General features: G+C 71.8%; 22 protein-coding genes. 11 read left to right on the forward strand and 11 right to left on the reverse strand.

Going from position 1 to position 23,245, the window contains the following annotated elements:
• Positions 1–35 precede the first annotated feature (35 nt).
• Entirely contained in the window at positions 36–1,586 is a 1,551-nt protein-coding gene (locus Vgi01_RS10970; RefSeq protein WP_204290933.1) for an ArnT family glycosyltransferase, read from the reverse strand.
• A gap of 85 nt (positions 1,587–1,671) precedes the next feature.
• Here Vgi01_RS10970 and Vgi01_RS10975 point away from each other — a divergent pair, with 85 nt between their 5' ends.
• Positions 1,672–2,142 (forward strand): MarR family winged helix-turn-helix transcriptional regulator, encoded by a 471-nt coding sequence (locus Vgi01_RS10975; RefSeq protein WP_204290934.1) that lies wholly within the window; start codon positions 1,672–1,674, stop codon positions 2,140–2,142.
• Positions 2,143–2,151: 9 nt separating this feature from the next.
• On the opposite strand, the gene Vgi01_RS10980 is transcribed toward Vgi01_RS10975, so the two are convergent.
• Positions 2,152–3,033 carry an alpha/beta fold hydrolase gene (locus Vgi01_RS10980; RefSeq protein ID WP_102656104.1) on the reverse strand — a complete coding sequence of 294 codons (882 nt, stop codon included), beginning with the start codon at positions 3,031–3,033 and terminating at the stop codon, positions 2,152–2,154.
• Between the two features lie 104 nt (positions 3,034–3,137).
• On the opposite strand from Vgi01_RS10980, the gene Vgi01_RS10985 reads away from it, so the two are divergent.
• From Vgi01_RS10985 to Vgi01_RS11005, 5 genes are all read left to right on the forward strand, one after another.
• Positions 3,138–3,641, forward strand: a complete 504-nt coding sequence (locus Vgi01_RS10985; RefSeq protein WP_102656103.1) for a CGNR zinc finger domain-containing protein — start codon at positions 3,138–3,140, stop codon at positions 3,639–3,641.
• 97 nt (positions 3,642–3,738) lie between these two features.
• The gene (locus tag Vgi01_RS10990; protein WP_102656102.1) at positions 3,739–4,155 is read left to right on the forward strand and encodes a DUF6069 family protein; all 417 of its coding nucleotides are present in this window, start codon (positions 3,739–3,741) and stop codon (positions 4,153–4,155) included.
• A 107-nt stretch (positions 4,156–4,262) separates the two neighbouring features.
• Positions 4,263–4,688, forward strand: a complete 426-nt coding sequence (locus Vgi01_RS10995) for an Hsp20/alpha crystallin family protein (protein ID WP_013733857.1) — start codon at positions 4,263–4,265, stop codon at positions 4,686–4,688.
• Between the two features lie 145 nt (positions 4,689–4,833).
• Complete coding sequence (locus Vgi01_RS11000) at positions 4,834–5,832, forward strand: tyrosine-type recombinase/integrase (protein WP_204290935.1); 999 nt, start codon at positions 4,834–4,836, stop codon at positions 5,830–5,832.
• A 126-nt stretch (positions 5,833–5,958) separates the two neighbouring features.
• Positions 5,959–6,369: an Rv0361 family membrane protein gene (locus tag Vgi01_RS11005; RefSeq protein ID WP_102656100.1), complete on the forward strand. Its 411-nt coding sequence runs from the start codon at positions 5,959–5,961 to the stop codon at positions 6,367–6,369.
• 3 nt (positions 6,370–6,372) lie between these two features.
• On the opposite strand, the gene Vgi01_RS11010 is transcribed toward Vgi01_RS11005, so the two are convergent.
• From Vgi01_RS11010 to Vgi01_RS11040, 7 genes are all read right to left on the reverse strand, one after another.
• Positions 6,373–7,071, reverse strand: a complete 699-nt coding sequence (locus tag Vgi01_RS11010; protein WP_013733860.1) for an ABC transporter ATP-binding protein — start codon at positions 7,069–7,071, stop codon at positions 6,373–6,375.
• Entirely contained in the window at positions 7,068–8,036 is a 969-nt protein-coding gene (locus Vgi01_RS11015) for an ABC transporter ATP-binding protein (protein ID WP_102656099.1), read from the reverse strand. Before Vgi01_RS11015 ends, Vgi01_RS11010 begins: the two co-directional genes overlap by 4 nt.
• A complete protein-coding gene (locus tag Vgi01_RS11020) occupies positions 8,033–10,747 on the reverse strand; it encodes an ABC transporter permease (RefSeq protein WP_204290936.1) in 2,715 nt (904 codons plus the stop codon). Before Vgi01_RS11020 ends, Vgi01_RS11015 begins: the two co-directional genes overlap by 4 nt.
• A 94-nt stretch (positions 10,748–10,841) precedes the next feature.
• Positions 10,842–14,051, reverse strand: a complete 3,210-nt coding sequence (locus Vgi01_RS11025; protein ID WP_204290937.1) for an FtsX-like permease family protein — start codon at positions 14,049–14,051, stop codon at positions 10,842–10,844.
• Between the two features lie 147 nt (positions 14,052–14,198).
• Entirely contained in the window at positions 14,199–14,930 is a 732-nt protein-coding gene (locus tag Vgi01_RS11030; protein ID WP_373306923.1) for a thymidine kinase, read from the reverse strand.
• A gap of 61 nt (positions 14,931–14,991) precedes the next feature.
• The gene (locus Vgi01_RS11035; RefSeq protein ID WP_204290938.1) at positions 14,992–16,389 is read right to left on the reverse strand and encodes an MFS transporter; all 1,398 of its coding nucleotides are present in this window, start codon (positions 16,387–16,389) and stop codon (positions 14,992–14,994) included.
• A 23-nt stretch (positions 16,390–16,412) separates the two neighbouring features.
• Positions 16,413–17,180, reverse strand: coding sequence for a glycerophosphodiester phosphodiesterase family protein (locus Vgi01_RS11040; RefSeq protein ID WP_204290939.1), 768 nt, complete (start codon positions 17,178–17,180; stop codon positions 16,413–16,415).
• A 98-nt stretch (positions 17,181–17,278) separates the two neighbouring features.
• On the opposite strand from Vgi01_RS11040, the gene Vgi01_RS11045 reads away from it, so the two are divergent.
• On the forward strand, positions 17,279–18,250 hold the full coding sequence (locus tag Vgi01_RS11045) for an aldo/keto reductase (protein ID WP_204290940.1): 972 nt from the start codon (positions 17,279–17,281) through the stop codon (positions 18,248–18,250).
• Positions 18,251–18,301: 51 nt separating this feature from the next.
• Here the strand turns inward: Vgi01_RS11045 and Vgi01_RS11050 are convergent, their stop codons facing one another.
• The gene (locus Vgi01_RS11050; RefSeq protein WP_102656093.1) at positions 18,302–19,081 is read right to left on the reverse strand and encodes a lysophospholipid acyltransferase family protein; all 780 of its coding nucleotides are present in this window, start codon (positions 19,079–19,081) and stop codon (positions 18,302–18,304) included.
• 251 nt (positions 19,082–19,332) lie between these two features.
• Here Vgi01_RS11050 and Vgi01_RS11055 point away from each other — a divergent pair, with 251 nt between their 5' ends.
• Together Vgi01_RS11055 and cydB are read left to right on the forward strand one after the other, a co-directional pair.
• Positions 19,333–20,748 (forward strand): cytochrome ubiquinol oxidase subunit I, encoded by a 1,416-nt coding sequence (locus tag Vgi01_RS11055; RefSeq protein ID WP_204290941.1) that lies wholly within the window; start codon positions 19,333–19,335, stop codon positions 20,746–20,748.
• 14 nt (positions 20,749–20,762) lie between these two features.
• Positions 20,763–21,761: a cytochrome d ubiquinol oxidase subunit II gene (gene cydB / locus Vgi01_RS11060; protein WP_013733870.1), complete on the forward strand. Its 999-nt coding sequence runs from the start codon at positions 20,763–20,765 to the stop codon at positions 21,759–21,761.
• A 9-nt stretch (positions 21,762–21,770) separates the two neighbouring features.
• Here the strand turns inward: cydB and Vgi01_RS11065 are convergent, their stop codons facing one another.
• A complete protein-coding gene (locus Vgi01_RS11065) occupies positions 21,771–22,199 on the reverse strand; it encodes a winged helix DNA-binding protein (protein WP_204290942.1) in 429 nt (142 codons plus the stop codon).
• 93 nt (positions 22,200–22,292) lie between these two features.
• Here Vgi01_RS11065 and Vgi01_RS11070 point away from each other — a divergent pair, with 93 nt between their 5' ends.
• The gene (locus Vgi01_RS11070) at positions 22,293–22,745 is read left to right on the forward strand and encodes a MarR family winged helix-turn-helix transcriptional regulator (protein WP_102656089.1); all 453 of its coding nucleotides are present in this window, start codon (positions 22,293–22,295) and stop codon (positions 22,743–22,745) included.
• A gap of 2 nt (positions 22,746–22,747) precedes the next feature.
• The gene (locus tag Vgi01_RS11075; RefSeq protein ID WP_102656088.1) at positions 22,748–23,224 is read left to right on the forward strand and encodes an OsmC family protein; all 477 of its coding nucleotides are present in this window, start codon (positions 22,748–22,750) and stop codon (positions 23,222–23,224) included.
• Positions 23,225–23,245 lie beyond the last annotated feature (21 nt).

A 23,245-nucleotide genomic window follows, 5' to 3' on the forward strand; every position in this document is an offset into this window, starting at 1 on the left:
ACACCATCGGCCATGGCGCTTCGTTGATGCCACGGTCACCCGCTGTGGCGTACCTCGGTGGCCCAGATGTCGGCCCACGGGCGGCGCAGGCCCCGGCACAGCCAGATCGGTCCGCCGTTCTCGTCGTTGTCCACCGCCACCCGCTGGTCCACCCGGCCAGCCAGGGTCACCTCGGTGAACCACGTACGCAGTTGGTGTGGTTGTTGCCAGCCGACGGCGATCACCACGTCCGCGTCGTCCGGTGGCCGGCCGAAGTCGGCCATGCTGTTGTGCCCGGAGTAGGCGGCGGGCAGGCCACGTTGCGGGCCGTACCGGGCCACCGCGCCGGCCTCGCCGTAGTTGCCGGTGAGGATCACCGCCCGGGCCTGCTCGTCGGCCGGTAGCCGGTGGTGCACGGCGGCGAGGGAGTCGACGAACGCCGGCCAGCCGATGGTCTCGCCGGTGTCGTAGTTGACGGCGACCACGAAGCCGGGCAGCCGGTCGACCGGCAACGCCGGCAGCAGCAGCACCGTGTTGCTGACGGCGGTGAGCACCACGACGGCCGCCAGCAACGCCCGGCGCGCGCGGGCCCGGCCGTGCCGCGCCCACCCGGCGGCCACCGCCGCGCCGGCGGCGGTCAGCACCAGCAGCAGTGGGGCGGGGTAGTAGCCCTTGCCGCCGACGAGCAGTACGACACCGACGACGACCAGCCACGCCCAGCCCAGTGCCCGGTACCTGCGCCATGCCGGGTGGCGCAACAGCACGATCAGTCCGGTCGACCAGATCGGCACGACGAACGGGCTGATGATCAGGAACTGGAGGATGGCCGCGTCGAGTCGACCGCTGTAGGAGCTGTCCCCGCCGGAGATGGTGGCGGCGACCCCGAGCTGGGGTAATCCGTGGGTCGCCTGCCAGAGCAGGCTCGGCGCGGCGAGCAGCGTGAAGATCCCGGCGGCGAGGAAGACGGTGCGGTCGCGCAGCAGCCGGCGGGGTCCGGCGATCGCCAGCCCGGCGAGCAGACCGACGGCGAGCAGCGCGGGCAGCAGCTTGTTGAGCATGCCGATGCCGAGGACCGCGCCGACGGCCAGCGCCCACCGGCTGTCCCCGGTCCGCAGCAGCCGGACCGTGCACAGCGCGGCGGCGAGCCAGACCACCAGGTCGACGGTGGTGGTGCTGAGCAGGTGACCGCTGGCCAGCGTGATGCCCGACGCGCCGCCGAGGGCCGCGGCGAGCAGCTGTCCGCCGCGGCCGGCACCGAACTGCCGGGCGATCGCGGCGACCATCAGCACCGCCGCACCGGCCAGCAGCGCGGACGGCGTACGCAGGGCGAGCAGGCTGTCCGGCGCGATCGTGTCGACCAGCCGGGCCAGGGCGGGCACCAGCGGCCCCTGGTCCACGTACCCCCAGTCGAGGTGGCGCCCGGCGAGCAGGAAATACAGTTCGTCGCGGTGGTAGCCGTACCGGGGCGCCATGATCAGCAGCAGGATCGTGACCGCCGCGGCGACCAGCCACGGGTCACCGGACCGGGGGCCCGGAGCGGGTGGGCCCGGCCGATGGGGCTGGCCGAGGTCGGTCTCGGGTGCCGTCGACCGCGTCACGGCACCCATTGTCGGTCAGATCGGCCGCCGACGGGTACCCGGTCCGTGATCGAGGCAACGATCCCGGTTCGGAATATGTTGTTAACCTCAGGGCATGACCATCCCGTCGCCGGGGCGCCCGTCGGACTTGATGTTTCTGCTCAGTTGGGCCAGCCACGCCCTGCGCGCGGAGCACGCCGTGGGCCTGGCCGAGCTCGGCATCACTCCTCGGGACCACTGCGTGCTGGCCCGGGCCCGGGCCGGCGGTCTCACCCAGCGGCAGCTCGGTGAGCTCTGCGGGGTGGACAAGACGACAATGGTGGTGACCCTGGATCACCTTGAGGCCGCCGGCCTGGCCCGCCGGGTCCCGTCGCCGACCGACCGACGGGCCCGGCTGGTGGAGGTGACAGCGCAGGGCGAGCAGGTGCTCGACCAGGCTCAGGAGATCGCCGCCGGGCTGGAGCAGGACGTGCTCGCCGCGTTGCCGGACAGCGAGCGTGAGGTGTTCCTCAGCGCGGTGCAGCGGCTGGTCGGCGGGCGGCTGTCCCGGGTCAACGCCTGCGGGCCGGCCGGCTCGGTCTGTTAGCGGCGAGTTTCAGGCCGCGATGGTCGCCACCGTCCGGGTCAGGAAGTCCCGGATGTGGCCGGCCGCGGTGTCGAGGTGACTTTCGAGCAGGAAGTGACCGCCTCCGGGCACCAGGCGTATCTCGGCCGCCGGTAGATCGCGGGTGAAGGCGCGTGCGCCGTCCGGGCCGAAGATGAGGTCTTCGGCGCCCCATACGGCCAGCAGCGGCACCTGGCTGTGCCGGAAGTACGCGTGCAGCCGGGGATACAGGGGCGGGTTGGTGGCGTAGTCGCGGAAGAGGGCGAGCTGGGCCTGGTCGTTGCCGGGGCGGTTGATGTCGCGGTGGTCGAACGTCCAGGTGTCGGGGTCGACCAGTTCGGGCCGGTCCACGCCGTGCAGGTACTGCCAGCGGATGGCGTCGAGGCTGAGCGCCTCGCGGACCGCGGGCTCCGTGTCCGGTCCCGGGTTCTTGGCGTACGCCCACACGGGTGCCCAGAACTGTGGGACGAAGCCGTCGTCGTACGCGTTGCCGTTCTGGCTGATCACGGCGGTGACGGCCGCCGGGGTGCGCAGCGCGAGCCGCCATCCGATGGGAGCGCCGTAGTCCTGCACGTAGATGGCGTAGCGGGTGACGCCGAGGTCGGTCAGCAGCGCCTCGGTGAGGTCGGCGAGCGCGTCGAAGGTGTAGGTGAACGTGTCGGCGGGCGGGGTGTCGGAGTGGCCGAAGCCGAGGTGGTCGGGGGCGATGACGTGGAACCGGTCGGCGAGGCGGGGGATCAGGTGGCGGAACATCCGTGAGCTGGTGGGGAAGCCGTGCAGGAGCAGCAGCGTCGGCGCGTCGTGGGGCCCTGCCTCGCGGTAGAAGATGCGGTGTCCTCGCACGGTGGCGTACCGGTGACGAACCTCGACCATGACTAACCCTCTCGACAACTTTTGATGGTTACCTGCACCCAGTGGACCGGATGTCGGGGTAACCTGTCAAGACAATCAATAGGGTTAGCTGACCGGGTGGGTGGATGATCGACGAAGAGGCGCTACTGGAAGCGCTGAACAGCACTCCGGTGGTGGGCGGCCGACCGCAGGACCGGTGGGCCGACGAGGGCGCACTGCGGCAGTGGGCGCGGGAGCACGGCGGCGCGGATGACGCGCAGGCGATCGAGTGGCTACGTACGGCCAGGGACGTGCTTCAGGTCGCCACGCGCGGCCCGGCGCCGGAGGGGGACCTGCGCCGGATCCTCGCCGACATCCAGCAGGTGCCCGAGGTCGACGGGTCGACCCTGCGCTGGCGGTTGTGCGGGCCGCCCGAACGGATGCTCGCGGTGGAGTTGGTGCTCACCTGGTACGACGTGCAGGCGCGCCACCCCGGTCGACTGCGCCCCTGCGGCAACGACGAGTGCCGCCTGTTCCACCTGGACCGCAGTCGCGCCAACACCGCCCGCTGGTGCTCGATGAAGACCTGCGGCAACCGCTTGAAGGCCCGTCGCCACCAGGAGCGCGCCCGCCGCGAACCGGCGACCTGACCGGCACTTCGAACGCCTGCTTGATCTCGAAAGAGATCGTCCCGCGCGGGATCATCTGATACGGTCACTGTGCAGGTACCCAACCAAGGAGTGGCCCATGAGCAGCACCACCGCGCCATCCGTCAGCACCACCGCGTCCCTGCGCCGCCGATCCCTCGGCATCCTGGCGGCCGTTGCCGCCTGTGTCGCGATCTGGCTGGTCGGGGCGTTCGGCGGCGCCGACTACGCGGTACGCAGCCCCGGTCAGGCCGTAATGGTCGTCAACCTCGTCCCGGTCGTCGTCGTCTCCCTCGCAGCAGCCCTGCTGGGCTGGGCGGCACTGGCCGTGCTGGAGCGATTCACCGGACGATCCGCCACCACCATCTGGTTCAGCCTCGTGGTGGCGGCCACTTTGCTGTCGTTCGCGCCTCTGCTCCAGGTCGACGCCACCGCCGGCGCCAAGATCGCCCTGGGAGCGATGCACCTGATGGTGCCGGTCGTCCTGGTCAGCCAACTACCCGAGCACGACCACTGAAAACTCGACTTGACGACGAGCGCCGAGCGCGTTAAACACGTAGGTGAAGTTGAGTCGTACGGACTCAACTCTGAAACCTTCGGCCCAAGGAACCGAGGAGGCACGACATGCTGATGCGCACCGACCCGTTCCGGGAGATCGACCGGATCGCCGAGCAGTTCTTCGGCACCACCAGCCGTCCCGCCGTCATGCACATGGACGCCTACCGCGACGGTGACTACTTCTATGCGGCATTCGACCTGCCCGGCGTCGACCCGGACAGCATCGACTGCACCGTGCAACGCAACGTGCTGACCGTCCGCGCCGAGCGTCGCCGCCCCACCGGCGACAGCGTCGAACTCGTCGCCGCCGAGCGCCCGATGGGGGTGTTCCACCGGCAGCTCTTCCTCGGCGACACGCTCGACACCGACAAGCTCGAAGCCGGCTACGACAACGGCGTACTGACGCTGCGCATCCCGGTGGCCGAGCGGGCCAAGCCCCGCAAGGTGGCCATCAGCGCCACCGGCAACGGCCGCAAGCAGATCAACGCCTGAAACGACGACCGCGACGACGGCGGGACGGGTGCCGTCCCGCCGTCGTCGGTCACTCCACATCGCCCGGACCAGCCGCCCAGGGTTGCTGATCATGTTCCGGCGCGCCTGATCGTGAACCGGCCTTTCGGCTGGGAACCTTTTTCACATGGCCGTGTCCAACACTCCGGTACTGTTCCGCCCACCGGATCATCCCGCTCTGCCCGGCGGCCCGACCGCCGTCACCGAGGCGTGGCTGCGCAACCGGCGACTCAGTGAGCACACCCGCGACGCCTACCGACGCGACGTCGCCAACTGGCTCGCCTGGTGCACCGACCGCCACCTGGACCCGCTGCGGGTGAACTTCCTGCACGTCAACGAGTACGCGCGAACACTGGAGTCCACACTGGTGGCGCGCACCGGGCGTCCACTCACCCCGGCGACCGTGGCCCGCCGCCTGTCGGCCCTGTCCAGCTGGTACGACTTCCTGGTCAAGCTGCGCGCCGTCGACACCAACCCGGTCGCCGACGCCGACCGGCCCCGCGTCGACCGCGACCACTCCGCCACCATCGGGCTCACCCCCGACGAGGTCGACGCGCTGCTCACCGCCGCCGACGCCGACACCGGGCCGACCGCCGCCCGCAACCGGGCCGCCATCGCCCTGCTGGCCGACCTCGGCCTGCGGGTCGGGGAACTTGTCGCCCTGGACATCACCGACCTCGGCGCGGAACGGGGACACCGCAGCGTCCGCTTCGTCGGCAAGGGCGGCAAGGCCCGCCGCCGGGCGCTGACCCCCTCCACCGCCCACGCCGTCGACACGTACCTGGCGCAGCGGGCCGCCGCCGAGGGCGTGCAGGTCAACGAGCTCACCGGCCCGCTGCTGGTCACCGCCAGCGGCGCCCGCCTGGACCGGCACTCGGTGTTCCGGCTGGTCCGCCGACTCGCCCGCAGCGCCCAGATACCGGCCTGGGCGCACCTGTCGCCGCACTCGCTGCGGCACGCCTTCGCCACCACCGCCCGCGCCGAGGGCGTACCGCTGGAAGACGTGCAGGACGCGATGGGCCACGCCGACCCGCGCACCACCCGCCGCTACGACCGGGACCGGCACAACCTCGACCGCGATCCCGCGTACGTCATCTGGGCCGCCCGCGCCCGCCGTCGCGGCTGAGCGTCACGCAGCGCCCACCCCACCGACGGCGGCGGCTTTCCGCCCGCCGTGGCGGCGAATTCTCTACCGTCTGAGGGTGTGGGCGCTGCGCAGTCGTGGAGCAGACCGGCCCGGCGACGCCACCCGATGCGGGCTGGGCTCACCTTCGCCGGGATCGGGGTGGCCCTGTGCTGCGTCGGCGTCGCCGGCCTGGGCGCCTGGAACGTCCAGGTCGTCACGCAGGCCGCCGGCCCGGTCCGGGAGACCGCCGAAGGGTTCCTGCGGCAGGTCACCGCGGGCGACACCGACGGCGCGTACGAGCGGCTGTGCAGCGACGCGCGCAGCCGGTGGAGCGAACTGGGCTTCACCAGCTGGGTCCGCACCCCGCCGGTGGTGCGCGACTACGAGATCGTCGACGTGTCGGTGGCCACCCGCGCCGGCCGGCCGTACGGCACCGTCACCGTACGGCTGACCCGCGACAGCGGCAGCACCGAGGAGCGGGACCTGTCGGTGGTGCGTGAGGAGGACGGCTGGCGGGTCTGCGGCGACCCGTACTGACCGTCACACACCGACCGGCTCGGACGACTCGACCAGCCGACCGTCGCGCAGCACCAGCACCCGGTCGGCCAACTCCATCAACGTCGGATCGTGCGTGGCCACCAGCGCGGTCATCCCACGGGCGTGCACCAACGCCCGCAACAGGTCCATCACCGCCCGACCGGTCTCCGAATCCAGCTGACCGGTCGGCTCGTCGGCGATCAGCAATGCCGGGTCGTTGGCCAGTGCCCGGGCGATCGCCACCCGCTGCTGCTGCCCACCGGACATCTCGTACGGCCGCTGCGCCGCGTGACCACCCAACCCGACCAGCTCCAGCAGCACCGACACCCGTTCCTCGCGCTGCGCCGCCGGCACCTTCGCCAACCGCATCGGCACCCCGACGTTCTCCGCCGCCGACAGGATCGGGATCAACCCGAACGACTGGAACACGAACCCGATGTCGTCGCGCCGCAGCCGCAGCAGGTCCCGCTCGCCGGCCGCGGTCACCTCGTGACCGGCCACCCACACCCGTCCCGCGGTGGGCCGGTCCAGACCACCGATCAGGTTCAACAGGGTGGTCTTGCCCGCACCCGAACGGCCCCGCACCGCCACCAGTTCACCGCGTCCGGCGCGCAGCGACACGTCCCGCAGCGCGTGCACCACCCGGTCGCCGCTGCCGTAGTCGCGGCACAGGCCCTGCACCCGGACCAGATCCTCGCTCACACCGTCTTCCTCTCCTCGCCGGAGCGGACCTGCACGTGATCCGGCTCCAGGGTCAGCTTCACCCGGTCCCGCAACGCCAACGCGTCGACGAAACCGGCGGGCAACTGCATCCGACCGGCCCGGTCGAGCACCGCGTACTCCTCGGTGACCAGTTCCTCGACGCCGTCGGCGCCGACGCGCGCGGTGCGGTGCACCTCGGAGGCGGTCCGGCCGTCGCGGATCGCGATGGTGCGCCGCACCTGCGAGGCCACCTGCGGATCATGGGTGACCACCACGACGGTGACCCCCAGCTCCGCGTTGATGGCCCGCAACGCGCCGAACACCTCGGCGGCGGTGGCCTCGTCCAGCTCACCCGTCGGCTCGTCGGCGAAGAGCACCTCCGGGTCGTTGGCCACCGCCACCGCGACCGCGCACCGCTGCTGCTCGCCGCCGCTCATCTGCCCCGGCCGGCGATCCGCGCAGTAGCCGACCCCGACCATCTCCAGCAGCTCCGTCGCCCGCCGCCGACCGGCCCGGCCGCCCCGGCCGGCCAGCCGCATCGGCAACTCGACGTTCTCCCGGGCGGTCAGATAGGGCAGCAGGTTGCGCCCGGTCTGCTGCCACACGAACCCGACCGTGTGCCGCCGGTACCGCAACCGCTTCCGCGCCGACATCGTCAACAGGTCGTAGCCGGCCACCCGGGCGATCCCCGCGGTCGGGGTGTCCAACCCGGACAGGATGTTGAGCACCGTCGACTTGCCCGAACCCGATGCCCCCACGATGGCCACCAGCTCACCCCGGTCGACCACCAGGTCCAGGCCCTGCAGGGCGACGACCTCCACCCCCTCGCTGGTGAAGATGCGCACCAGCCCGTCGCAGACGATGTGCCCACGCAACCGGTCCGCGCCGCCGGCCCGGGCGGCGGCCCGTTCCGCCGCGCGCCGTTGCAGCGTCGCGAGGTCCGGCGCGTCCTTGACCACGGTCATGCGTTCCCCTCTCCGAGACGCAGCGCCTCACCGAGACGCATCCGTCGGTTCACCAGGTTCTCCACCAACAGGCCGGCCAGCAGCCCGAGCAACACCAGCGCCAGCACCCCGCCCACGACCAACGGGTCCAGGTGATCGCGCATCGGCACACCGGGCGCGAACTGTGACAACCCGAGAGTCGAGCCGAGCAGCCGGGGCAGGGCGACCCCCACCGCCGCACCGGTCACCGCCGCGACCACCACCAGCGGCACCAGCTCGTACACCAGCAGCCGGCGGCCGTGCGCGGCGGACAGGCCCATCGTGCGCAGCCGCGACAGCATCCGGCCCCGGCCGGCCGCGTCGGCCACCACCGCGAACCCGACAGCGAGCACGGCGAGTGCCGCGCCGCCGGCCGCACCCGCGGCGAAAGCCAAGGTCAACACCTCGTTGGCCCCGGTACGCTCCAACCCCTCCCGGTACGCCTGCCGGGTCTCCAACGTCGCCGGCATCTGCGTCCGGGTCACCTCCCTGCCGAGCACCTCGGACTGCCGGCGACGCTGCGTGGCGTCGGCCACCTCCAGCAGCTTCGCCTCGTCGACACCGTCGCCGGCGATCAGATACCGGTTCGGAATGATCGGGGTGAACTCGTACTCCGGCAGCGCCTGCCACGGCAGCACCACGAACCGGTCGACCCCCAACCCCACACCGGGGAAGCTGTCGGCGACCGCGGCGACGCGGAACTCGTACCACCGGCTCTGCACATCGGCCACCGCGGTGGTGTCGCCGAGTTCCGCCGCCAACGTCGGCGACACCACCGCGGGTACCGGCCCGTCACCGCGGGCCGCGGACCGCAACGCGGCGGGCACCTGCACGTCGACTCCGCTGCGGGCCACCACCTCGGCGAAGGCCGGGGCGTCCACCACCAGCACCCGCGCCTGCCCGAGCGCCCTCGCCTGCGGCCCGGCCTCGGACAGCAGCCGCCGGCTGGACTCCACCGACGCACGGGCCACCGCCTGCACCCCGGGCACCCGGTTCAGCTCGTCCGCCGCGTCCGGGGAGAAGGCCCACCCGGTCAGCCAGGCGTCGGCCGGCACCGTAAGCGTCGCGGCCCGATCCCGGGCGGCGGCCACAGTGGTCGTGACGACCCCACCGAACACGCCGGTGCTGACCGCGACGATCAACACCGCCAACGGCCCCAACGCCACCGGCGCGCCCCGACCGGCCCGCGCCACACCGAGGAACAACGGCGCGCCCCGGGTCCGGCCGGTCAGCCGGCCGACCAGTCGCAGCGGCCACGGCAGCAGCCGGATCGCCACAAGCGCGGCGGCGACCGCGACCAGCACCGGCACCGAGCTGAGGTACGCGTCGACACCGCCGGCCGGGTCGAGGCCACGGCGACGCAGCAGCACCACACCCAGACCGGCGAGCACCAGCACGCCGGCCTCCAGCACCAACCGGCGTACGGACGGGCGCTGCCGGACCAGGTCGACCCGCCCGGCGGTCAGCGCGGCCCGCCGCTGCGACAGCATGGCCAGCACCGGCACCACGGCGGTGGTGAGCACCGCCAGCAGCACCACCCCCCACGGCGTCCCCTCCGATCGGCCCGGCACCCGGGTGGCGATCAGCCACCCGAGCAGCACCGCGACCGGTTGCACCGGCACCGCCTCGACGAGCGCTCGCCGTCCGATCGCAGCCAGCGAGGCGCCTCGGGCGCGCAGCAACGCCAACTCGTCGCGACGGCGTTGCACGGTCAGGCGTGCGGCCAACAGGATCAGCCCGAGCAGGCTGGCGACCAGGCCGGTCTGCGCGATGGCCAGCAGGGCCTGCACCGCCCGCAACTGGTCGCCGAACCGGACCAGCGCGACGTCCAGCGACGTGTGCACCGTCGAGCGGGGCAGCCATTCGGTGCGCCGGGTGTCGCCGATGGCCGTGACCACCGTCTCCAGCGTGGCGGTGTCCAGTCGCCGCTCGTCGAGGCGGTACCGCCACTGGTAGCTGACCGGCACACCGCTGCCGGCGACCACGGTGTCGATCCCGGCCCAGTCGGTGACCGCCATGGCGAGGTAGGGCTCACCGTCGGCGACCGGCACGATCGGGTTCAGGCCCAACGTCAGGTCGTCCCAGATCGGATCGCCGGCATCGCGCGGGTTGAACACGCCGACGACCTGCGCCGACGCCTGATTCGCCGCACTGGCGCCGGTGAAGCGCAGCCGGCTGCCGGGACGCAGCGACAGGATCTCGGCCACCGCCGTGGACACCGCCACCTCAGCCGACCCGCCGGTCTTGGTGTCCGGCCAGCGACCGGCGGTGAGCACCGCCGAATCCTGCAGGCCGGTCTGTGCACGCAGGCCGATCTTCTTGGTCGCCCCGCCGTCCATCGGCGGATCGTCACCGGTGGCGGACAGGTTCTGCTCGTCCAGCACGGCGGCGTACCACCGGCGATCCACAAGCGCGGGCAGCGGCTGCGGCAACGCCGCGGCGAACCGCTCCAGGCTGGCCTCACCCGCCGCAGCCGGCTTCGCCTCGTCGGAACGCTGCTGGTCGGGGCGCTGCTCGACGGCGAGCGCCACGTCACGGACCAGGTGCGGCAGCCGGGCCACATCGGCGTGCAGACTACGGTCGGCGTACTCGTTGGCCAAGCGGGGCATCGCGGTCAGCAGCACCGCCGCCACCAACCCCAGCACCGCCAACAGCCCCACCTGGGCGCCGTACGCCCCGATCCGCCTCACCACTTGTCGTGCCTTTCGTTCGCGGCTGCGGGGCTCGCAAGCTCACTCCTCGCGCTCACGGTGCCGTGCCTTTCGTTCGCGACTGCGGGGCTGATGCTCATCGGTCCTCCCCGATGCGCAGTTGGGTGGCGGTCAGGCGGTTCCGCATGGTCACCGAGACCGCGGCGCTGAAGGTCAGCGCCAACAGCAGCAGGCCCGCGCCGGTGGCGACCACCGGTGGCCAGTCGACGCTCAACAACGGCGGCGGATGAGGTCGTTCGGCGGACGGGGTGAGGATGACCAGGGGTGCCATCGTCGCGGCGACCCCGACCCCCACCGCCAGGCCGACCAGCACACCCACCCCGGCCAGGAACGCCTGCTCGGCCAGCAGCGACCGGGCGACCAGGCGATGTCCGGCGCCGAGGGTGTGCAGCACGGCCAACTCGGTGGCCCGTCGACGGGCGGTGGCGCTGACGTCCACCGCCACCCCGACGGCGGCCAGCAGCACCGCGGCGAGGGCGGCGGCGAACAGCGCACCTCGGGCACCCACCCCGAACGGGTCACGGGCCAGGTCGTCGGCGACCTTCTCCCGGTTCAGCACGGTCAGGCCGTCGAGGGCGGCGGCCGCGTTCGCCGCCTGTTCCGCCTGACCGGGCCGGGTGGCCAGCCACCACTCCTCCGGCGGGCGGACGATGCCGTAGTCGTGGAAGAGTCGGGTGGCCAGCGACGGCAGGTCGACCAGCAGCGCGGCGTCGTCGGTGTCGCCGGGCACCGCGACCATCGTGTCGACCATGGTCAGGTCGACGTCGGCGCCGCCGAGGAACAACTGGGTCTGCGTGCCGACGTCGCGCCGCAGTGCGGCGAGCGCCTGCGGTGTGGCCACCGCCGGCACCAGACCGCCGGCCGCGGGTCGGGAGATGCCCAGCCGCAGCGTCTTGCTTCGCGCGTAGAGATCCGCCCCCTGGGCTCCCACGTAGCTGACCTTCAGGGTGCTCCCGGTGGCCCTCGGCGCGGCCACCGGACCGGACGGGTCGACCATCCGCCACGGCCCGTCGGCCGCCAGGTCGACCGGTTCCCCACGGGAGGCGTCCCGGCTGGCCCGCAGGTCGGACAGCTGCCAGTCGATGGTGATCCGGTCGCTGCCGGCCGTCTCGACGGTGAAGCCGACCAGTCGCCAGGGCGTGTCTGCGGCCGGCAGTTCGACGGAGAAGGGCAGCCGCTCGCCGTTGCCGGTGACGCCGAGCAGCAACCGCCGGTATCCGTTCCCCGGCCCGGCGAGCACCGCATGGTGGCGTACCGGGGTGACGACACCGAACGGGTGATCGATCTTGGTCCGAAGTTGTCCGGTCAGCCGTCGGGTGCCCGCCGGAAGCGGGGTCTCCGGTGCCGTCACACGCCCGGCGGTGAGGCCGTCGAACAGCTTGTCGGCCGAGCCGTCGGCCAGGTCGGGACGGATCCGCACCACCTCGCCGGCGTTCTCGGCGTCCCAGGCCAGCACGGTGAGCGGTTGCAGGTCCGGCCCGACCCGCAGGCGGTCCCGCCAGCCGGCCAGGACCGCCGTCGTACCCGGCAGCTCGGCGAGCCGGTCGGCCCGGTCGTCGGGTGCCGATCCGTCGGTCTCGGTCAGCCGCAGGTCGGCCCCGACCTGGTGGGCAGCCTGGTCGTCGAGGGACTGTCGGGACGTACTCGCCAGTGACCAGGCGAGGGTGCCGACCGCGACGGCGAGGGCGAGCAGCAGCACCGGACCGGCGTGCGGTCGCCGACCGGCCTGCCAGGTGCCGAGCATGGTGGCGGTCCACGGCCTGCGGTCCACCCAGCGTTCCGCGAGCCGGACCAGCGGGGGCAGCAGCCGCAGGGCGAGCACCGCCCCGGCCAGCACCCCGAGCGTGGGTGCGGCGGCCAGCAGCGGGTCGATGCCCAACTCGCCGCCCCGGCTGCGCGACAGCGGCGAGGAGTACCGGCTCAGCTGGTACCACGCCAGCAGGGCCAGACCGACAAGCAGCACGTCGAGTCCGGCCCGTTGCACCATGCCGCGGCGGCTCGGCCGGGAACGGCTGGCCAGGTCGGCGACGTAACTGCCGCCCCGGCGCAGGCTCGGCCCGATCATCGCCAGCGCACAACCGGCGGCTGCGGCCCCGGCGACCAGCCAGATCATCGCGTCCAGTGACGCGTCCGGGCGCAGCGACACCGCGGCGAGCCCGGGTATGTGCCCGGCCAGGCCGAGCAGTTCGGTGACGAGCAGCGGGGCCAGGACGGCGGCGGGCAGGACGACCAGGGTGGCCTCGCGGGCGGTCAGCCCGGCCAGTTGCCATCGGCTGGCGCCTCGGGCGCGCAGCAGCGCCGTCTCACCCCGGCGGTGCTCGGTGAGCAGGACCGCGACGAGCAGCAGCGCGTACCCGCCGAGGACCACCACCAGCAGCATCGGAGTGACCAACGCGGACCGGCCGACGAGGGTGGCCTGCTGCAGCCGGGGCACCAGGCTGGCGAGGTCGCTGATGGCCACCGCGGAGTCCCCGAGGCCGGCCTGCGCCGTGGTGGTGGTGACGATCCGGGTGGCCACCTGCGCCAACCGGTCCAACTCGCTTGTGGTGCTGGTCGTGGACAGGTCAGGCTCGACCAGCCAGCCGGCGGAGGCGTTGGCCAGGAAATGGGTGACGAAGTCGTCGCGGTGCACGATCATCGGGCCGTAGGTGGCCGCCTGCGGCAGCGAACCGGTCGCCGTCTCCGGCGCGAGCCGCCAGTACGCGGCGTCGGGGTCCACCGGCGTGAACACCCCCACCACTGTCACCTCGGTGACCCGTTCGGCGAGTCCGTCGGTGATCGGGATGCGGTCACCGACCCCCACCCGCAGCGTCGCCGCCGCCGCGGCGGCCAACACGGTTTCCGGTCGCGCGGATCCGGCCTGCGGCCAGGCGCCCGCGGTGAGCCGGGCGTGTTCCGGCAGGTCGTCGAGGAACATCACCGAGGCGTAGATGCTGCCGGTACGGTCGGCGGTGGCGTCACCGGCATCGCCGCGCAACTGCCGACCGGCCGCGTACCCGGCGGAGGTGACCCGGGCGGCCAACCCGTCCACGTCGACGCGTACCTGCTCGCGTAGGGCGGTGTCGCGTTCCCGCAGGGCGTCGGCGGTACGCCCGGCCGCCGACCGGATCAGCACCGACCGTTCCTGCGGGGTGGCCGCGGCGAGCACGTTACGGGTGCCCGAGTCGACCACGTCCCGGTTGTACGCGGCCAGCCCGGTGAGGGCGACGGTGGCCACCAGCGCCGCCCCGGCGGCGGCCAGCAGCAGCCCTTTCGTGCCTCGGGCACGCCGCAACGCGAACCTCATTCGATCTGTACCCCCACCGGTTCGCGGGGCGCCGAGGGCCCCTGCTCACGTGTCGTCATGCACCAGAAGGGGCGGGACCCGGGGAAAGGTTCGCAGCAGTGATCGTTTTGTTATCCGCCGAAGGCGACAGGTGGCGGGGGACGGCTGTCAGGCGTCGACGGTGATGCGGGGACCCAGGTCGCCGTTGCGGTGGTGACGCCGGCAGAGCACCTGGTAGCGCACTTCGGCGGTGTCGACGGTGTCACCGATGACGACCTGCTCGCCTTCGCGGACCACCCGCCCGCCGGCGACCCGGGCGTTGAGCAGCCCTTCACGCCCGCACCAGCAGAGCACCTCGACCTGGATGCGAGCCACCGAGTCGGCCAGTTCGAACAGCCGCTGGGCGGCGGGGAACAGGCAGGACCGGAAGTCGGTGGCCAGACCGAAGGCGTACACGTCGACGTCGTAGCTGTCGACCAGTTCGGCCATCTGCTCCACGTGCTGCACCGAGTAGAAGCTGGCCTCGTCGCAGATCAGGTAGTCCACCCGTACCCCGTCGGCCCAGGCGTCGCGGACCAGGGCACGCAGGTCCACCTCGTCGGTGATCTCGATCGCCTCGTGGGCCAGCCCGATGCGGGTGGTGACCTGCGGACCCAGCGAACGGTCGATGCGGGTGGTGACCAGTCCGCGCCGGCCCTGCCGGGCGTGGTTGTAGTTCATCTGCAGCGCCATCGTCGACTTGCCGCAGTCCATCGGCCCCCAGTAGAACCGCAGCGCGGCGGCGTGCGCGGGCCGCCCGTCGACGCCACGGGCGGCGACACACCCGGCCGGGGTGTCGCTCGACCCGTCCAACGTGGGTCGGGACAAACAGGTCGGTACGGCGTCTGCGGGGCTCGTCACGGACGGGCAGCCTAGCCGATCGGCGGGGCCCGGCCGATCACGGCCGGGCCCGCGATGTGCCTCAGAGCACCCGTGGTGGGGTGTTGCCGGCCGCGACGATCGCCCGGCGCATCGGCACCGCCAGCAGCAACACGAACCCGACCACGAAGAAGATCAGCAGGGAGACCAGACCGACCCGGTAGGAGTTGGTGAGCTGGAACACCAGGCCGAACGCCAGTGGGCCGAGCCAGCTGGTGCCCTTGTCGCTGATCTCGTAAAAGCCGTAGTACTCGCCTTCCTTGCCGGCCGGGATCAGCTGGCTGAACAGGGAGCGGCTCAACGCCTGGCTGCCGCCGAGCACCAGACCGATGGCCGCGCCGAGCAGCATGAACGGCAGCGGCGCCTCGGCCGGCAACCGGAACGCCCCGACGATCACCGCGGTCCACAGCACCAGGCTCAGCAGCACCGTCTTCCAGGCGCCGATGCGCCCGGCCAACGCGCCCAGGCCCAACGCGCCACCGAAGGCCAGGAACTGCACCAGCAGGATCGTCACGATCAGGGTGCTCTGATCCAGCCGCAGCTCCTCGGTGCCGTACTGGCTGGCCAGGGTGATGACGGTCTGGATGCCGTCGTTGTAGACCAGGAACGCGAGCAGGAAGAACAACGTCAACGGGTACGCCTTGACCTCCCGCAGGGTGCGGCCGAGCTGCCGGAACCCGTCGGTGAGCACGTTGCCCCGACCACCGGCGGCCAACGCCGCCGCGGTGGGGTGTTCCCGCAGCCAGCGCAGCGGCACCAGGGTGAACACCGCCCACCACAGACCCGCCGAGACGATCGACCAGCGGGCCAGATCCAGGGTCCGCTCGGCGGTGCCGTTGTCGAACGACTGCACCGCGACCAGGTTCAACGCCAGCAGCAGACCACCGCCGAGGTAGCCCAGCGCCCAACCCCGGCTGGAGATGCCGTCGCGCTCGTCCGGGCCACCCAGCTGCGGCAGGAACGAGTTGTACACCACGATGGCCGCACCGAAGGCGATGTTGGCCACCATGAACAGCAGGCCGCCGAGCAGGTACCGGTCCCCGGTCACGAAGATCATGCCGATGGTGGCGAAGGCGCCGGTGAACGCGGTGGCGGCCAGCAGCCGCTTCTTGTGCAGCGACCGGTCGGCGATCGCCCCGATCACCGGCAGCACGAAGACGGTCAGCAACACCGACAGCGAGATCAGGTACGGGTAGTAGGAGCCGGCGGCGACCTTGATGCCCAGCGGGTAGACGTAGCCGGTGCAGTCGTCGGCCCCCAGCTCGCACCCGGCGGCGACCTTGGCCACGCTGGTCAGGAACGGCCCGAGGAACACCGTGATGACGGTGGTCTGGAACGCCGAGTTGGCCCAGTCGTAGAAGTACCAGCCGGTGCGCTCGCGGCGGGTGCTGGCGGGGGGAGGAGCGTCGTCCTGCGCGGCGGGGGTCACCGTCTCGGCCATGTGGGGTCCCTTGCCCTGTTTGCTCAGGCGGCCCAGTGGCCGCGGCTGCGGTAGACGTCGCGCAGCACGCCGACGTGGTCGGTCATGATGCCATCAACACCAAGATCAAGTAACTCGTGCATCTCGGCAGGTTCGTCGATCGTCCAGACATGCACCTGCAACCCCAACCGATGCGCCGTACGCAGAAACCGGCGGTCGACCAGCGGCAGCCGCCCGTAGCGCACCGGCACCTGCGCGGCCACCACCGACGGCGGCAGGCGCAGTCGCCGCCCGGTCAGCGAGGCCCAGCGCAGCCGCGCCACCCCCCGTACCCCGAGGCTTGTCGCCACCTGCTCGCCGGTCAACGCCCGCAGCCTGCTCAACCGGGTGTCGCTGAACGAGGCGAGCAGCACCCGGTCGCCGGCGCCGGCCCGGGTCACCGTGGCCACCGTCGGCACCACCGCCCGGTCGGACTTGACGTCGATGTTGAACCGCACCTGCGGCCAGGCGTCGAGCACCTCGTCGAGGCGGGGCACCGCTGCGGCCCCACCGACGCGCACCGCCGCCAGGTCGGCCCAGCGCAGGTCGGCCACCCGGCCGGGCGCACCGGTGACCCGTTGCAGGGTGTCGTCGTGGAACACCACGGCCACGCCGTCGGCGGTGGCGTGCACGTCGGTCTCCACGTACCGGTAGCCGAGGTCGATCGCACGGGCGAACGCCGCAGTGGTGTTCTCGTCGCCGTCGGCGGCACCGCCACGGTGCGCGAACGCCAGCGGGGTCGAGCCGTCGAGATAGCGGGAACCGGGTGGCACGCAGCGCAGTATGCCCGGCCCCGGTGACCTGCGGGTGGCCGGGACGTGGCCGCCACCCGCACCGGGCACCTTCGGACCGGTTGTGCTATCCACACACCATGATCGAGAAGCAGTCCCGCACCGTGACCGACGTCCGCACCCACCGGCTGATCTACGGGTGCATGGGGTTGGGCGGGGGATGGGACCGGCAACCCTACGGCCCCGCGGAGATCGACGCCGCCGAGGCCGCCATCGACGCCGCCCTGACGGCCGGCATAACCGCCTTCGACCACGCCGACATCTACCGACACGGCAAGTCCGAGGCCGTCTTCGGTGAGGTGCTGGCCCGTACGCCAGGTCTGCGCGAGCGCATCCTGCTGCAGACCAAGTGCGGCATCCACCTGCCCGAGGGTGACCGGCCCGGCTACTACGACCTGCGCGGCACCCACATCCGGCACAGCGTCGAGCAGAGCCTGACCCGGCTGCGTACCGACGTGATCGACGTGTTGCTGCTGCACCGGCCGGATCCGTTGGCCGATCCGGAGGACGTCGCCGAGACGTTGACCGCGCTGCACCGGGAGGGCCTGGTGCGGTACTTCGGCGTGTCGAACATGGCCGCCGCGCAGATCGCCTACCTCCAGGCGCACCTGGACCTGCCGCTGATCGTCAACCAGTTGCAGATGAGCCTGGCCGACCGTGACTGGTTGGAGGCCGGCGTCCTGGTCAACACCCGACCTGCCGCCACGCTCGGGTTTCCCCTCGGCACCGTCGAGCGCGGCCTGCTCGACCGGGTCGGGGTGCAGGCCTGGGGTCCGCTGGCCCGGGGACGGTTCACCGGTGCCGCCCAGACCCCGGCCGAGCACGCCACCACCGCGCACGTGGCGGCCCTGGCCGAGCAGTACGACACCACGCCGGAGACCATCCTGCTGTGGTGGCTGCAGCGGCACCCCGCCCGGATCGTGCCGGTGATCGGCACCTCCCGACCCGAGCGCATCCACGCCTGCGCCGACGCGGTACGCCGCGAACCCGCCCTCACCCACGAGCAGTGGTACGAGCTGTGGCTCACCGCCCGCGGCGAAGCCCTGCCGTGACGACCCTGACCGCGTGACCCGACCCGACCGGGCCGAGCCAGGCCGGGTCGGTCAGTCGGCGGCGGTGCGTCGCCGGTGGGAGCGGCTGGTGTCGACCGGCCGTCCCGGGTCGACGTGCCGGGGCCGGTCCGGTTCGTCCGGGCGCAACGGGGCGAGGGTGTCGGTGAGGGCGTCGATGATCCGGTCGGTGGCCAGCCGGGCCACGCCGGGGCGCCCCGGCGTCAGGTCGGCCAGCGGCACCGGCTCACCGAAGTGCACACGTATCGTCGGGCGACGCAGCAGCGCGCGGGCCACGCCACCGAGCAGTCCCTTGGGCGCCTGGTAGGGGAGGACCTCGTGGGAGCCCCACTGGGCGACCGGGATGACCGGGGCGCCGCAGGCCAGGGCGAGCCGGGCGGTGCCGGTCTTGCCGCGTTCGGGCCACAGGCCCGGGTCCAGGCTGATGCGCCCCTCCGGATAGACCAGGATCACCGCACCCGCGGCGACCGCCGCGGCGGCGTCGTCCAGGGCGCGGTGCACTGCGCTGGTACCCCTGTCGACGCGGATGTGCCCGGCGGCGCGCATGGCGGCGCCGATCACCGGTACCCGGAACAGCCCGCCGGTGGCCATGATCCGGGGCGCGATCCGGCGTTGCCGGCAGGCGGCGGTGAGGACGATCGGGTCGAACGGGCTGATGTGGTTGGCGGCGAGGATCAGCGGCCTGTCGCGTAGCGACGCGGGCAGGTCGCCGGTGACCTCCAGCCGGGCCAGCAGCGCGACCGTGCCACGGGCGAGCGCCTGCGCGGCGCGCCAGATCAGCGGAGCTTGCCAGGGGGAGTGCGCGAGGTCCATCAGCGGGCATGGTCGCATGCCCTGGCCACGTACCGATGCTCGGGGCGGAAGCCCCTGCGCAGGTAATCGCCCGGCTGACCGGGCAGCGCCGTCGTCGGCGGCCGGGCCGATCGCGGCGGGCCCTCCGGCAGAGGTGAGCAGGGTCATTGGTCCCGGGCCCGTTCGGGCCCCTCGACTCTGCATTTTGCTGTACGACGAGCGGTAGTATCTACTACGTCTTGTAGTATGAGCAGCAGCCTGGGGGGTCGCAGGTGGACGCGTTGGACGTCGCCCGCTGGCAGTTCGGTGTCACCACCGTCTACCACTTTCTCTTTGTTCCACTGACCATCGGGCTTTCCGTCCTGGTCGCCATCCTCCAGACCCTCTGGCACCGCACCGGTAACGAGAAGTACCTCAAGCTCACCAAGTTCTTCGGCAAGCTGTTCCTGATCAACTTCGCGATGGGTGTGGTCACCGGCATCGTGCAGGAATTCCAGTTCGGCATGAACTGGAGCGACTACTCCCGCTTCGTCGGTGACATCTTCGGCGCCCCACTGGCCATCGAGGCCCTTGTCGCCTTCTTCCTCGAATCCACCTTCATCGGCCTGTGGATCTTCGGCTGGGACCGGCTGCCCAAGCGCCTGCACCTGGCCAGCATCTGGGCCGCCGCGATCGGCACCAACCTGTCGGCCTACTTCATCCTCGCGGCCAACTCGTTCATGCAGAACCCGGTCGGCTACCGCTTCAACCCCGAGACCGGCCGCGCCGAACTGACCGACTTCGTCGCCGTACTGACCAACAAGGTCGCCCTGATCACCTTCCCGCACACCATCGCGGGTTCCTTCCTGGTCGCCGGAAGCCTGCTGGTCGCCGTCGCCCTGTGGCACCTGATCCGCAACCGCGACAGCGCCGACACCCCGGCCTACCGCTTCGCCGCGAAGTTCGGTTCCTGGGTCACCCTCGTCTCCGCCGTCGCCGTCTCCATCACCGGCGACATCCAGGGCAAGATCATGACCCAGGTGCAGCCGATGAAGATGGCCGCCGCCGAAGGTCTCTACCAGACCGAGAGCCCCGCGTCGTTCTCCGTACTGACCGTCGGCAGCCTCGACGGCAGCCGCGAACTGTTCGCCATCAAGATCCCCTACCTGCTGTCGTACCTCGGCACCGGCGACCCCAACGGCACCGTGCAGGGCATCAACGACCTGCAGGCCCTCTACACCGCCCAGTACGGCGCCGGCAGCTACACCCCGATCATCCCGGTCACCTACTGGAGCTTCCGCTTCATGATCGGCTTCGGGCTCGCTGCCGCCGCCATCGCCCTGCTGGTCCTCTGGACCCACCGCAAGGGCCGCACCACCCCCGACAGCAAGTGGCTGCTGCGCGCCGGCCTGGCGATGCCGATCCTGCCCCTGCTGGCCAACTCCTTCGGCTGGATCTTCACCGAGATGGGCCGCCAGCCCTGGATCGTCTTCGGCGAGATGCTCACCCGCGACGGCGTGTCGCGCAGCGTCTCCCTCACCGAGGTCCTCACCAGCTTCACCGCCTTCACTCTCATCTACGCCCTCCTCGCCGTCGTCGAGGTCAAACTCCTGCTGCGCTACGCCAAGGCCGGGGTGCCCGACGTCACCCCCGACCCCGAACCCGACGACACCGACGACAGCGAGCGCCCGCTCGCCTTCGCCTACTGACCCGGAGCCCCATCGTGGAACTGACCACCATCTGGTTTCTCCTCGTCGCCGTGCTGTTCACCGGCTACTTCATCCTCGAGGGCTTCGACTTCGGCGTCGGCATGCTGCTACCCGTACTCGGCCGTGACGACCGGGAACGCCGCGTCATGATCAACACGATCGGGCCGGTCTGGGACGGCAACGAGGTCTGGCTGATCACCGCCGGCGGCGCCATGTTCGCCGCCTTCCCCGAGTGGTACGCCACCCTCTTCTCCGGCTTCTACCTGCCGTTGCTGCTCATCCTGCTGGCCCTGATCGTGCGTGGGGTCGCCTTCGAGTACCGCCACAAGCGCCCGGAGGCCTCCTGGAAACGACGCTGGGACGCCGCCATCTTCTTCGGCTCGCTCATCCCGGCCATCCTGTGGGGCGTCGCGTTCGCCAACATCCTGCGCGGCGTACCCCTGACCGCCGACCACGAGTACGCCGGCGGCCTGTTCAACCTGCTCAACCCGTACGCCCTGCTCGGTGGCGCCACCACCGCGGCCCTGTTCCTCACGCACGGCGCGGTGTTCATCGCCCTCAAGACCGTCGGCGACATCCGGGACCGCGCCGCCGCCCTGGCCGTACGCCTCGGGGTCGGCACCGCCGTGCTCGCCGTGGCCTTCCTCAGCTGGACCCTGACCATCCGCTCCAGCACTGCCGCCGTCGTCTTCGCCGTCGGCGCGGCGCTGGCCCTGCTCGGTGGTCTCGCCGCCGCCAAGGTACGCCGCGAAGGCTGGGCCTTCACCGGCACCGCGGTGGCCATCGCCCTGGCCGTGGCCACCCTGTTCGCCGCGCTGTTCCCCAACGTGCTGCCCTCGACGCTGGACCCGGCCGGCACGCTGACCGCCGTCAATGCCGCCTCCACCCCCTACACCCTGAAGATCATGACCTGGGTGGCGGTGATCTTCACCCCGATCGTGCTGGCCTACCAGGGCTGGACCTACTGGGTGTTCCGCAAGCGCATCGGCGTCGCCCACATCCCGCAACACTGACCGCCGGGGTCAGTGCGCGGCCAGCGCCGCCTCGGCGCGTTGCCGCACCGTCTCCAACACCCGCGCCGTCGCGGCCACGTCGTCAACCGACAGGTCGGTCCAGAGCCGGGCGCCGATCGCCGCACCGGCGGCCGCCGCCCGGCTCTGGACCGACCGGCCCCGCTCGGTGATCGTGACGCGGTCAGCGTCGGCGGACACCAGTGCCGCGTCGACCAGTTCGGCCAGTACGCCGCGCGCGGTCGCCAGGTCGACCTTCAGTCCGTCGACCAGCCGCCGCACGGCTTGGTCGCCCGGGATCGGGCCGTGTGCGGCGGCGACGGCGGTGAGCAGCAACGACTGGGCGAAAGTCAGCCCGAGCGCGGTCAACTCCCGCTCCAGCACCGCCCGGGTGGCGTAGTGGGTACGACCGAGCAACTGACCGTTGAGGGTGACGGACATGACCGACTCCATTCGTTGGCGCAGCCAATGTTGGCCCGACCAACGTAACACCGATCGTGGGTGCGACCAACGATTAGCGGTAGAGTCCACGGCATGCAGCCCACCGGCGTACCCAGCCAACTGAGCACCACCCCCAGCTGGCTGCTCACCCAGACCGCCGCCCACGCCAGCCGCATCGTCAGCACCGCGCTCGGCACCCGCCACGCCCGCGGCTACCACTACCGCGTCCTCGCCACCCTCGCCGACACCGGCCCCGCCAGCCAGGCCGACCTCAGCCGACACAGCGGCATCGACCGCAGCGACATCGTCGCCACCATCAACGACCTCGGCGACCGCGACCTCGTCCAGCGCCAACCGGACCCGGCCGACCGGCGGCGCAACATCATCCACATCACCCCCGCCGGACGCCGCGAACTCACCCACCTGCAACACACCCTCGACGCCGCCCAGGAGACCCTGCTCGCCCCCCTCGACCCCACCGAGCGCCACGAACTCGTCCGCCTCCTGCGCCGCCTGCTCACTCACCACCAGGAACCGAGAGACTGACCATGCCGCGCCTGCACACCCACACCTACGCCACCACCGTCACCTGGACCGGCAACCTCGGCACCGGCACCAGCGGCTACCGCGACTACCGCCGCGACCACGACGTCACCGCCGACGGTCACCCGGTCATCCCCGGCAGCTCCGACCCCACCTTCCGCGGCGACCCGACCCGCTGGAACCCGGAAGAACTCCTGCTCGCCGCCCTGTCCCAGTGCCACATGCTCGCCTACCTGCACCTGTGCGCCGACAACGGCATCGTCGTCACCGACTACGTCGACCACGCCACCGGCACCATGACCACCGACAACACCGGCAGCGGACGCTTCACCGAGGTCGTCCTGCACCCGGAGGTCACCGTCGCCGACCCGGACACCGTCGAGGCCGCCACCGCGCTGCACGACGGCGCCCACCACGTCTGCTTCATCGCCAACTCGGTCAACTTCCCGGTTCGCCACCAACCGAGCACCCGCACCGGCTGACCGGACGTCACTATCGTCAGG

Origin of the sequence: Micromonospora gifhornensis, from assembly GCF_016863515.1 — a bacterium.
GTDB classification, from domain to species: Bacteria; Actinomycetota; Actinomycetes; order Mycobacteriales; family Micromonosporaceae; genus Micromonospora; species Micromonospora gifhornensis.